3 protein-coding genes are annotated in these 13,958 nt (G+C 36.7%); all 3 read left to right on the top strand.

From position 1 onward, the window contains the following. The first annotated feature begins 196 nt into the window (after positions 1-196). The 3 genes from BXU11_RS00810 to BXU11_RS00800 all read left to right on the top strand — a co-directional run bounded on the left by BXU11_RS00810 (position 197) and on the right by BXU11_RS00800 (position 13,918). Positions 197-4,429, top strand: coding sequence for a LamG-like jellyroll fold domain-containing protein (locus BXU11_RS00810; RefSeq protein WP_139363421.1), 4,233 nt, complete (start codon positions 197-199; stop codon positions 4,427-4,429). 375 nt (positions 4,430-4,804) lie between these two features. Then, positions 4,805-8,947 carry a T9SS sorting signal type C domain-containing protein gene (locus tag BXU11_RS00805; RefSeq protein ID WP_078210654.1) on the top strand — a complete coding sequence of 1,381 codons (4,143 nt, stop codon included), beginning with the start codon at positions 4,805-4,807 and terminating at the stop codon, positions 8,945-8,947. 474 nt (positions 8,948-9,421) lie between these two features. Next, positions 9,422-13,918, top strand: a complete 4,497-nt coding sequence (locus BXU11_RS00800; RefSeq protein WP_078210653.1) for a T9SS sorting signal type C domain-containing protein — start codon at positions 9,422-9,424, stop codon at positions 13,916-13,918. The last annotated feature ends 40 nt before the right edge of the window (positions 13,919-13,958 follow it).

Genomic DNA, 13,958 nt, shown 5'->3' with positions numbered 1-13,958 from the left:
ACTGTTAAGTCTAAATTAATTACTTTTGCCCCAAATTAACAAAAATTATATAGAATTTTTTCTTTATAATTTTTTGTTATCCTAGATTAAATTTAGACTGTTTTTTTATGAAAAAAATTTTACTTTTTGCGGTGTTGTTGGTGGTTCAATTGGGGTTTGGGCAAAAAACCTGGGATGGAGGAGCAGGAACTTCAAATTGGGGGATGCTAATAATTGGAGCCCGAATGGTGTGCCTAGTAATGCAGATGATATAACTCTGATAAGCAGTAATGTTGTTGTTGTAAACATAAATTTAGCTGTTTGTAAAAGCTTAAATATTAGTGGTACACTTACTATTGGGAATAATGATACTAATAGAAGATTAACAGTTTCAGGCAATGTAATAATTAACGGAGGAGGTGTTTTACAAACAGCCGGAAATGGAGGGAACACTTTGTTAATAGGTGGTAATCTTGTAAATGATGGCACTTTCGATATGAATGTTGGTAATGCTGATGCAGAAGTTACTTTTAATGGGGGGACAACTCAAACTATAAGTGGAGCAGGGGCTACAATGGATTTTAATTCGATAACGTTAACTAATGCTTTTCCACTAGTAATAAATAGAGGGATTACTGTTGATGGAGATTGGATAAATAATGGAAAATCAGTTTCGGGTTCTGGTTTAGTTACATTTACTGGGAATTCAATTATTGGTGGGCCTTCAGTTACAGCTTTTCCAAATCTGACTATAACAGGAACGGTATTACAAGGTGTAAATACGACAGTAAGTGGAAACTTCACAATAAATTCAGGTACATATAGAGTTAATAATGCAACAAATTATACCCTGACTATTGGTGGAAATTATAATCAAACAGGTGGAGTTTTTGATTTTAACGCAGGAACTTCTGGAACAAGTAATGTTTATCTTGCTGGAAATTTGACAAACTCTGCTGGATCAGGTTCCATATCAACAGTGGGAGTAGTTAAAAATGGTATTCTTACATTCAATGGGTCTGGTATTCAAATTTTAAATATGCCAACAGCTGGTGCTGCTATTTGGGCGAAGTATGTTGTTAATACAGGAAGTACATTAAAGTTAGCTTCAAACTTTACATTAAATAGAGATGATGCTGCGACACAATCTGATTGGGTAGGAGAACTTACTGTTAATGGGACTTTAGATTGTGCTACATTTCAGGTTTCACAATCAGGTGGTACTACAGGAGTTGCTAAAGTTAATCTAAATGCTGGGGCGATATTGATAACTGCTAATCCAAGTGGTATAGATGGCTCAGTTTCATCCACAAATATAACACGAACATTTAGTACTACTGCAAACTATAATTTTAATGGTTCAGTAGCTCAAACTACTAGTGCTGGAATGCCTGGAACTGTTAATAGTCTAACTCTAAGTAATACTTCGGGAGTTACTCTTAGTAAAGCAACAACTGTAACGACTGCTTTTTCGATTGCTTCTAATGCAATTGCTAATTTAGGAACTTTTACCCATACAGCTGGAAGTTTATTTCTAGGTGGTTTTACAACTTCTTCTGGGTCTTGGGGTAGTACTACATCGAGTGCTACTAATAAAAACAATACTTATTTTGCTGCCACAACTGGAATTGTAAATGTAGGATCGTCTACTTGTACTTTGCCAACAGTTTATACAATGACGGGTTCTGGTAATCTTTGTGCTGGTTCTGCTGGTAATCTGATAGGTCTTTCTAATTCAGAAATAGGAGTGAGTTATCAATTAGTAAGAAATAGTGTTAATGTAGGTTCAGTTATTGCTGGTACAGGTAGTTCCATTAGTTTTGGACTTCAAAATAGTGTTGGGAATTATACTGTCATTGCTACTAGAAATAATACTTTTTGCTCATTTGCTATGACTGGGGTGGTTACGATTTATATTGCCAGTTTACCTCCTTTGCCTGTTGGAGCAACAATAGTAGACGCAAGTTGTAGTGCTGCTATAGGAAGTATTACTTTGGCAAATCAAAATCATGCTTTAGAACTTGTGAAAACAAGTAGCCAATACATAAGTACCGCTAGTTCTTTTCTTTCTAATTTAGCCAGTTTTACATTGGAAGGTTGGATTAAATATAGGACATCTGATTTGAATACATCTGGTTTTACTAGTTTATTCGGGCAAAATGACGTATTGGAATTTGGTTTTCAAGGTAGTCAGTTGCATTTATACACTTTAAATGGAGGTAATATCTATGCAACTCCACCTGTTAATCTTGGTGATAATACTTGGCATCATATAGCAGCAGTTGGGACAGGTTCACAGATCTTAATTTATGTTGACGGAGTAGTAGTTGGATCTGGTGGAAATGCAACTTCAAATTATGGTTCTAGTGCCGATAATGTAAAAATTGGGGCTGGTGTTTTTAATAGTTCGGGTGATTTTTTCGGTGGTCAGATAATGAAAGCTGGTCTTTATAATACAGCACTTTCTACTACCAGAATTGCTAGTTTAGCTTATTCTCCTATAACTTATACTGGAAGCGAATCGGGTTTAATTGCTGGGTATAATTTTCAACAAGGGTCAGGTACTACACTTGCTAGTTTGCCTGCCGGTAAAAACGGGACTTTAGTAAACACCCCAGTTTGGAGAGATCCATATACTTATGCTTGGACCAAAACAGGGACACCTGCTTATACCGCAAGTACCAGAAATATTACAGGACTTTCGTCAGGTGAATATAATTTAAATTTTGATATTGGTAAAGGATGCTCTAGGTCTATTAGTTATACCATAGGAACTAAGTCGACCACATGGAATGGAATATCCTGGACTCCTTCATTGCCTACTATTGATTACAATCTAGAGTTTACAGGAGATTACACCTCTACAGGAAGTTTAAATGGTTGTTCTTGTACGGTTACATCAGGTAATGTTCTTATCAAAGATGGTCATACCTTAAATATTACTAATGCAGTTAATGTAACTAATAGTGCAACGACAAGTCTTATTTTCGAAAACAATGCGAGTTTAGTCCAAACTAACAATGTTACTAATTCAGGAGCTATAGAATACCGTCGTAAATCATCCAAGATGAAAAATTTTGATTTCACGTATTGGTCTTCGCCAGTTTATGGTGATGGAATAGTTGTCCCTAAACAAACCGCCAAAAATTTATCACCCAATACGCTTGAAAATAAATATTTTAGATTTGATCCTACACCAACAACAGGTTGGGTTTTTGATGATGGCGAAATGAAACCAGGAGTTGGGTTTATTATCCGTGTGCCAAAACCGGGTACAACTTATCCTAATGGAGAAAATTGGAATACTCCCACCTATGAACAACCTGTAACCTTCAAAGGAATACCAAATAATGGAGATATTAACTATACTAATGTTGGTCCGGATCAATTCCATTTAATAGGCAATCCTTATCCTTCCGCTTTGGATGCCACAAAGTTTTTGACTCATCCTAATAATGAATCTATTAATTTCGGAGCGATTTACTTTTGGACACACAATACCGCTATCGACAATGGGCAATACAAAGCCAATGATTATGCTACTTTCAATATTACAGGAGGAACAGCAACAGGGCCACCAACAGGTCCAGCACCAAATCCAGGTTTAAATAACAATACTCCCTCTGGTTTTATTGCTGCTGGGCAATCCTTTTTTATAGGCACAAAAGATACTGCTCCAAATAATAGTAGATTTGAATTCAGAAATAGCATGCGAGTAGCGAGCAACAATACCCAGTTTTTCAAACAAGAAAACACCAAAAAAACAACGGCTATCGAGAAGAACCGTGTTTGGCTAAATTTAACCAACAGCCAAGGAGCCTTCAAACAATTGTTAGTAGGGTATATTGCTGGTGCTACCAATGATTTCGACAATTTGTATGATGGACCAACTTTTGACGGCCAACCTTTTGTGGATTTTTACAGCATTAATCAAGGAAAAAAATTAACGATTCAAGGTCGCGCTTTGCCTTTTGAAGCAACGGATGAAGTGCCATTGGGCTACCGCAGTACGATTGCGGGTCCATTTGAGATTAGTATTGATGCAAGAGACGGAAATTTAGACCAACAAGAAATTTGGTTGGAAGATAAAAAGACGGCTACCGTTCATGATTTGACCAAAGGTTGTTACACCTTTACTACTATCAATGGGGTAGAAAACGACCGCTTCGTGTTGAAATACACCAATAAAACCTTGGGTACTGATGAGAACACATCAGCAGACAAATCGCTAGTGATTAGTATCAAAAATAAAAAAATAACGGTTACTTCTTCTGAAGAAACCATTACTCAAATTCAGATTTTTGATTTGTTAGGTAGAAAAATCTATGATAAATCCAAAATCAACACACAAGAGTATATGATTGAAGCATTGCCTTCGAGTGAGCAAACGTTGATTGTCAAAACTACTTTAGCCAACGGAGCGATTAGCAGCAAGAAGATTATTTTGTAAGTAAAATAGCTTCGAACGATAAGCCCTTTCAGAGTCTAATGCTTTGAAAGGGTTTTTTGTTTTACAACTTTGCATTGTTAAATTGTTGAATCTGTAAACTTTTACCGGATAAGAGTTTGGAATTTTATCTGATAATTTTTTCTAACCCTTACATGATTGGATCTTCAATCTCTTAGTTTATTTGTGTTTGTTTTTTGTTAGGGCAATAAGGTATTTGCTAAGATGCTTAGCAGTAGTTTGTTTTACTATTAATTCTCATAATAATAGTTGTTTGATATCGGATAATAGTTACTTTTGCAAACACTTAAGAAGACATAAAGAAGAATATGGCTTATAATGTTTTGTTAAGGAGAATTTAATTTTGAATACTTTTTTATGAAAAGAATTTTACTTTTTGCAGATTTATTAATGATTCCTACTAATCAAAGAAAAAGATCAAGGGGTTTAAGAATAGGATTGAACAGTTTTTTAACTGGCAAAGCTTTTTCTTGCATGCTTTTGTTTATTCTATTTTTATTTTCTACTAAAAATTATGGGCAGTGTGCCTATCCTACAGGAGCCACACAAGTTGGTAGTACTATAATTTATTGTATTGATAATTCGGGAACTATTTCAAATAATGTTCCTGCTGGAAGGTTTGTACTTTTAAATGTAGTTCAGGGGTTTACTTATCGATTTCGCGTAGATGATAATTTTGGCGGAACTAATAACAATGAAATTGTTTCAATTTATAACGCTGCGAATAATAATGGTTTAACTACTTCAGCTGGTAGCGGAGGTGTTGATTTTAACTGGACAGCTACATTGTCAGGACAAGTAAAAGTCTTAATTTCTAGAGGAGGAACTGCTCCTGGCGGTTGTGTTAATGATAATTCTGCATTTGCTCAGTTGCGAATTAATTTAATTTCCATAGGAAATACTATAGACGATCCAACAATAGCAGGAACAAATACTTGGCGAGGGCATATCTATAATTGGACAGGTACAGCCCCTCCAGGTGGTACTCCATCACCTTCAACACCACCTTCAACAAATCCATTTACTGCTTCACAGTATGCGGGCTATTATGATGTAGGAACAGAATCAATACCCACAAATTTTAACTTTAATGGAGGGGCAGCATGTTTTGATGTTTTTTCAAACGGAACACAAAGAGCATCTATTTATACTGAACTATATGCTGTGCGGTATCGAATGAAGTCCACGAGACCTGCTGGTTGTTATATAGTCAACGTTCAAGGAGACGATGGAGTCAGGTTGTATGTTGACAATGTTTTGGTTTTCGATGAGTGGCAAGAACAACCAACACAGAACTTTCAAAGTATTTTGGTTTATCTAGACGGAGATGCAGATCTTATTCTTGATTATTATGAAAATGCAGGAGGGAATGTAGTTAGTTTTAGCATTACTCCTTTTGTTGCATCGTCAAATTCTATTGTAGCTCCTACTCCTTCAACAGTATGTAGTGGGGTTACACCAGGAGTTATAAATGGTTCTTCTTATACATACAATGGGTCAACAATAAATCCAACTATTAGATATCAATGGCAAACGGCAACAAGTGCATCAGGGCCTTGGTCAAATGTTACAACTGGAACTAGTGGTACAGCAGAAGATTATACTCCTGCAGCAAGAACCACAACTGGAGCAGATATTAGATATTACAAAAGGGTGGTTTCAGCTACAGCGGCATATGCCTCAGCTTGTGTTTGGGATAGCAATGTTATCAGTATAACAACTGGAGCAAATGCAACACCGCCAATACCAACTTCTTCAGCAGCGACAAATGTTAGCTGTACTAGTTTTACTGCCAATTGGAATACAGTAACAACTGCTACAAGTTATAGACTGGATGTTTCTACAAGTTCAACATTTGGTAGTTTTGTATCTGGATATAATAATTTAGATGTTGGTCTAGTTACCTCTTTTAATGTTACAGGCTTGGCGGTAGGTACTACTTATTATTATAGAGTTAGGTCTTTTAATGGATGTAGTGGTAGTACAAGTGCTAATACGGCTCTAGGTTATCAAACGGTTACTACTCAAAACCCTAGTGCTAGTATAAGCGGTACAGCTACAGTTTGCCAAAACGCAGCCTCACCAAATATTACTTTTACAAACCCTAGGCCTAGTGCAATTACGGTAACTTATAGAGTTAATGGTGGTGCAAACCAAACTATAAATGTAGGTGCTAATACAACAGCTAATGTTGCTGCGCCTACAACAACTTCTGGAACTTTTGCTTATAGCTTGGTTAGTGTTGCATACCAGTCGGCTCCAACGTGCAGTGCTGCTATTACGGGTACAGCAACGATTACTGTAAATAGTCTTTCAGTTGCCCCAACAGGGATATTAGGAACAACCACAATTTGTTCAGGAGACTCTACTACACTTACGATTAATGGCGGTTCAGCAGGTACAGGAGCAACAGCCCAATGGTTTAGTGGTTCTTGTGGAAGTACTGTTATAGGAACGGGTAATGCAATAACTGTATCTCCTACTTCAAACACTACTTATTTTGTTCGTTATAATGGCACCTGTAATACTACTACATGTGCATCTGTAATGGTTACTGTTAGTCTAGCACCAGCAACACCAGTCCTTTCAAACATTACCTTAACCTGTAACCAAACTACTGCTTCTCAAACATGGAACGCTTCATCTAATACATCTAATTATATTGTAGATGTGTTTTCGGATGCTGCTTTAACTTCTTATTTAGCAGGCTATCAAAATCGTCCTGTTACTCCTTCAGCTAGTTCTACTGAGTCTTTGTCAATAAATGGATTGTTAGCTGGGCAAACGTACTACATGAGAGTAAAAGCTGTGAGTAGTTGCGGGATTGAGAGTGCGTACTCTAATATAGCTACTATTTCCTTGGCAATTTCACAATCTTCCGATGGGGTGACTTGGGACAACGGAGGATTAACTGTCAACAAAATTGCCAAATTTACAGGAAGTAGCAATATTAATGTTAGTAGTGCAGTTACAGCATGTTCGTGTATCGTTGATCCAAATGTGAATGTTGTTATTAAGTCTCCTGGTGAATTGATTTTAGAAAACGGATTGGATGTAAAAGGTACTTTGGTTTTTGAAAATAACACCAGTTTAAAACAGACCAATCCCGCTGCTCTAAATACAGGCAGTATAGAATATCAGCGCAAATCATCCCCGATGAAGAATTTCGATTTCACGTATTGGTCTTCGCCAGTTTATGGTGATGGAATAGTTGTCCCGAAACAAACCGCTAAAAATTTATCACCCAATACGCTTGACAATAAATATTTTAGATTTGATCCTACTTCGGGTTGGGTTTTTGATGACGGAGAAATGAAACCTGGTGTTGGGTTCATTATCCGTGTGCCAAAACCTGGTTCTCCTGCGCCTGATAACTGGTCGGGGATTACCTATGAACAACCGGTGACCTTCAAAGGAATACCAAACAATGGTACGATTCCCTTTGTAGCAGGAGCCGATCAGTTTAACTTGATTGGAAATCCTTATCCATCGGCGATTGATGCTGATTTGTTTATTACGGGCAATAGTAATATCATATATGGCGCTTTGTATTTTTGGACACACAAGACCGCAATTTTAAACAATACATATACGGCTAATGATTACGCTACATATACATTAACTGGAGGGGTCGGTACAGGAATAGGAACAGCACCAAGTGGAATTGCTGTTCCATCACGATATATTGGAGCAGGCCAATCCTTTTTTGTGGGATCGCAAAAAACACCTACTACCACTAAATTCGAATTCACCAATGCTATGCGTGTTTCGGGAAATAATACCCAATTCTTCAAACAAGCCAGCGCCAAGAAAACTACATTAGACGAGAAAAACCGAGTTTGGCTAAATTTAACCAACAGCCAAGGCGCTTTCAAGCAATTGTTAGTAGGATATATTGCTGGAGCTACTAATGATTGGGACAATTTGTATGATGGGCCAACTTTTGATGGGCAACCTTTTGTAGATTTTTACAGCATCAATCAAGGCAAGAATTTAACGATTCAAGGACGCGCTTTACCATTTGAAGCGACCGATGAAGTGCCGTTGGGTTACCGTAGTACCATCGCTGGTCCATTTGAGATCAGCATCGACACAAGAGATGGACAATTGGCCCAACAGGAAATTTGGTTAGAAGATAAAAAGATAGCTACCCTTCATAATTTGACCCAAGGTAAATACACCTTTACAGCCATTAATGGAGTAGAGAACAGTCGATTTGTATTGAAATACGCTAATAAAACTTTGGGTACTGATGACAACACATTAGCAGATAAATCGCTAGTGATTAGTGTCAAAAATAAAAAAATAACGGTTGCTTCATCTGAAGAAACCATTACTCAAATTCAGATTTTTGATTTGTTAGGTAGAAAAATCTATGATAAATCCAAAATCTACGCACAAGAGTATGTGATCGATGCTTTGCCTTCGAGTGAGCAAGCTTTGATTGTCAAAACGACTTTAGCCAACGGAGCGATTAGCAGCAAGAAGATTATTTTTTAATCCTACTCAGTTCCGTAGGAACGATTTATTTTGTAGCAACGGATTTCAATCCGTTGTGAAGGAACGTACAATATTGTAGCAACGGATTTCTATCTGTTGGGCAAAAATACAACCCTATCCATTTAACCCTTTCAGAGTGACTTGCTTTGAAAGGGTTTTTTGTTTTAAAAGGTTAATATTGGAAATTGGAATTTCAATTTTGGAGTTTGTCTTGTTTGTTCTTTTTAACATGAGGACCATAGTTATTGAGTTAATTTATGAAAATATTTTTAGTCTACTGATTGTAGGTATTAATAAGTATTTGTTTTAAAGTGAGTTGTAGATTTTAAAAGGTTAATCTTATCTTAATCTCAATAAGTTTCCCTAATGAATACCTTATTTTTGCCCCTTCTAAAATTTTAAATTTTGATGTTGTTTATAGAAACAAAAAGTTTAAATCTTGTTTTTAGAATAGACTAAATAAATGTTTGTTGGATGCGTAAAAAGTACTTTGTTTTAATTTTTTTATTGTTTTTGCCGTATTGTGCTATGGCTCAGGCTTTGTCAGGTACTTACCATATTGGTACTTCACAACCCGCTCCATTTAAAACAATAACCTCTGCAATAGCGAGAATTAATGCTTCAGGAGTAAGTGGTCCGGTTACTTTTTTGCTAGACGACTCTAATTATTCTACTAAAAATGGAGAGATTTTTCCAATCGTTATCACACAATTTACTGGATCAAGCGCAACAAATACACTAACTATAAAGCCTAATGCCGGAAATACCGTTGTTATTGAAAATAGAAATACTGGAGAAGGTAGTAAGAGTGTTTTTAAAATAATTGGTGCCAAATTTGTCATTTTTGATGGCAATAATGGATCCAGTAGCAAGGCATTGACTGTGAAAAATAATTCAATGAATCATACGCTATCAAAAACTGTTTTTTGGTTAGGCGACAATGCAAGTAATATCCAAATTAAAAATCTTGCGGTACAACAATCTTTCTCTTTAAAAAGTAATCTGTCTATAGGTGTTTTTGCTGGTAATGGTTCAACTGTAAGTAAACTAAGCACTGGGAATAATCCCAATAATACCATTGAAAATGTTAACTTTATTGATGCGAAGCATTTGTTGTTTATCAATGGTAAAGATGAAATGCTTAATGTTGGATGGAAAATATTAAATAATACTAACTCAACTACAAATGGTAATAATAAGCCCTTCTTTGGTCTTTATGTTAACACGGCTTCTAATTTTTCTATTTTAAATAATACAATTTCAGATTTGTCTTTGGTCAATACAGATTATGATGAGTACGGATTTACTTTTGTTGCAGGAATTGCTGCGTATGGATCAAATGGTATTGTTGCCAATAACCAAATAAATAAAATTGTAAATTCATTGATGTCGTCTTCTTTTGGTCTTTTAAGTTCTGGTAATAGAATGATGTTAAATAACAATGTCATTTCCGATGTGGTTACCTCTGGGGGAGGTGATCTTTTTAGTCAAAGTGGATTTGGTATTTTTCTATCTTCAGGAGAAGATATTAAGGTATATCACAATAGTGTTCGATTAGGAGGTGTTCAGAAACTAGGATTGAGTGCGGCCATTTTTGTAGGTACTAATACAACTAAATTGGATATTCGAAATAATAATTTCATCAATGCACAAACAGGAGGTTCTAGAAAAGTTGCTTTTTATTCCGAATGGAAAGCAAGGGATAAATATTTGTTTTTAGATTTTAATAATTATTACTCTACTCAATATATAGCAGGCTGGGGAGATTATTATGAACCTTCTAATTTAATGAGTACTTTGGAGGATTGGAAGAAAGTAATTGGAAAAGAAACAAACGCCAAAAACATACAACCTGATTTTGTTTTAAATACCACGCTACGATTAAAGGCAACAGCTAAAAATTTTGATTTGCAAGGTGTTTTGTTGGATGCTGTTCCTACAGATATAGATGGACAACCTAGAAGTAAGCCTTACATTGGAGCTGATGAGATCATTTGTTTTGTTCAACCAGGAGCCATTAATGGCAATGCTATTCAATGCGCCTTACAAACAGGTCTTAGTTATTCTGTTGCAGCTGTCGCAAACGCAACTTCTTATAATTGGACCGTTCCTCCAGGTTGGGTAATCACTTCAGGACAAGGCACCAACACTATTCGAGTTACTGCTGGTTCTGGAGGACAAAATGGTTTCATACGAGTTACTGCTGCTGTAGTTGATTGTGGCATTAGCGCTGTAAGTGCTCTGCCTGTAACGGTTAATAGTTATTCAGTTGCGCCAACAGACATAATAGGAGAAACAACGATTTATACAGGAAATTCTACTACACTTGCAGTTAGTGGTGGATCCGCAGGTACAGGTGCAACGGCGCAATGGTTTGCCGATGCTTGTGAAGGCGCTGTAATTGGCACAGGAAATAGTATAACTGTATCGCCTTTGAGGGATACTACATATTTTGTTAGGTATTCCGGTTCATGTAATACAACTTCTTGTGTTTCAGTAAAGGTTACAGTATCTCCGCTTCCTCCAACGGTGCTTCCTCCTATGCCCGTTGAACCTTTAGTTATATCGGGTTGTAATACTAATGGGAGTATAACTTTATTAAAGCAAGAACAAGCTATATTTTTTGATAAATCAAAAACACAACTTGTATATACCAATTTGAAATTCCCCTCGGTTTTGCCCTCTTTTACCATGGAAGGATGGGTTAAATTCAAAACCTCCGATTTGAATTCAGAGTATACTGGATTGTTTGGGCAGAAGGACATACTTAGATTTGGTTTTCAAGCTGATGTACTATTTTTGCATTCGTATGGTGGGTACCTTTCGATTCCTGTTGGTAATCTTGGGGATAATGAATGGCATCATATAGCTACTGTTGGTGATGGGGCAAAAACGATGCTTTTTATAGATGGAGTTTTAAAAAAATCGTTACCTCAATTAACTTCAAATTATGGCGGAGATTCGAGTAATGAAATAACAATAGCGGGTGATATTATGCCTGAATGGGACTGTTTCAAAGGACAAATGTTGAAAGTAGGTTTTTATACCACAGCACTTTCTCTTTCTGAGATTAAGCGTCTAGCTGATTCACCTACTACCTATTTTGGTACAGAAAAAGGGTTGCTTGCGGGTTATAATTTTAATGAAACGTCTGGTGCTATTCTTAAAAGCGTGCCTTATAGTGTAACTGCCGATTTAGTAAATAGTCCTATCTGGCAAGACCCATATACATATATTTGGTCAAAAACAGGTGATACTTCTTTTTCATCTAGTACTAGAGATATTAAAGGACTTTCAAGTGGTGTTTATAATTTGAGTTTTTATGTTCGAAGTGGCTTTCCAAGAGAGGTAAGTTATGATTTGTCAAAATACGCAAAGATTTCAACTTGGAAAGAAGGAAAATGGTCAGTAATTCCTACTAGTGATTCCAATTTGATTATTGATGATGATTATATTTCAACCTCTAATCTAAATGGTTGTTCCTGTACAGTGAATGAGGGTGTTACGATGACGATAAAGTCAGGGCATACACTCACAATTGTCAAAGAGGTAACCACAAAAGGAAAACTAATCCTTGAGAACAACGCAAGCTTAGTCCAAACTACGAATGCTAAAAACAGTGGAGCCATAGAATACCGAAGAACTTCATCGCCCATGAAGAATTTTGATTATACCTATTGGTCGTCTCCAGTAATTGGGCAAACTGCGAAGTTGTTGTCGCCAAATACATTATGGGATAAATATCATAAATACGATCCCCTCAAAGGTTGGGTGAATGATGATGGACTCATGGCTCCCGGCGTAGGTTTTATTATTCGTACCCCAAAACCAGGAGTCTACGGTGCGCCTTATCCAGAAACGGTAGCGATGCCTTATAAGCAACCCGTCGCTTTTAAAGGTATTCCAAACAATGGTGACTATGAATTTAAAGTAGGAGCAGATCAATATAATTTGATCGGGAATCCCTATCCTTCAGCGATCGATGCAAAAAGGTTCATGGAGACCAACAAAGACATTATTCACGGCGCCCTATATTTTTGGACGCATAATACGGCAATTACAAATAATGATTATCAGGCTGATGATTATGCGACTTTTAACATCACAGGAGGCACAGGAACAGCTGCTGGCAAAGCAAATACAGGAGGAGTTGCACCCAAAGGATTTATTGCTGCAGGACAGTCCTTTTTTGTGGGAAATACAGCCACAGGAAGTTTCAAGTTTACCAATGCCATGCGTGTATCGGGTAACAATAGTCAGTTTTTTAATCTCTCCAAAAATCTTGAGGTAGAAGTTGAGAAGCATCGTGTTTGGTTGAACTTGACCAATAGCGGTGGCGCTTTCAAACAACTACTTGTAGGGTACATTAGTGGAGCTACCAATGACTTTGATAATTTGTATGATGGTCCAAGTTTTGATGGGCAGGAATTTGTCGATTTTTATAGTGTCAATAAGGGACAGAATCTTACCATTCAAGGACGTGCTTTGCCCTTTTCAGATAAAGATGAAGTGCCTTTAGGGTATCGAAGCACAATCGAAGGCACTTTCAATATTAGTATTGACCACAGAGACGGCGCTTTGGCAGGTCAAGAAATTTGGTTAGAAGATAAAGAGACAAATGCTATTCATGATTTATCGCGATCGGACTATTCTTTCACAGCGATCAAGGGGGTTGAAAATGATCGATTTGTACTAAAGTATTATAACAATCAGTTGGGTACCGAAGACAATGTGTTAGAGGATAAGAAACTAGTGGTGAGTGTTAAAAACAAGATCATTACCATCAACTCATTTGGAGAGGCTATCGAAAAAGTGCAAATATTTGATTTGTTAGGTAGAAAATTATACGATAAATCAAAAATCAACGCACAAAAATGGTCGATTGCTTCTTTAAGATCGAGTAAGCAGGTATTGATTGTTCGAACCATTTTGGCTAACGGAGCGATAAAAAGTAATAAAATTATTTTTTAACCTTAAATTCCGTAGGAATGATTGATTTTGTAGCAACGGA

This window comes from Flavobacterium sp. LM5, assembly GCF_002017945.1.
Taxonomy (GTDB): domain Bacteria; phylum Bacteroidota; class Bacteroidia; order Flavobacteriales; family Flavobacteriaceae; genus Flavobacterium; species Flavobacterium succinicans.
This window is presented reverse-complemented; position numbering and strand designations above follow the sequence as displayed.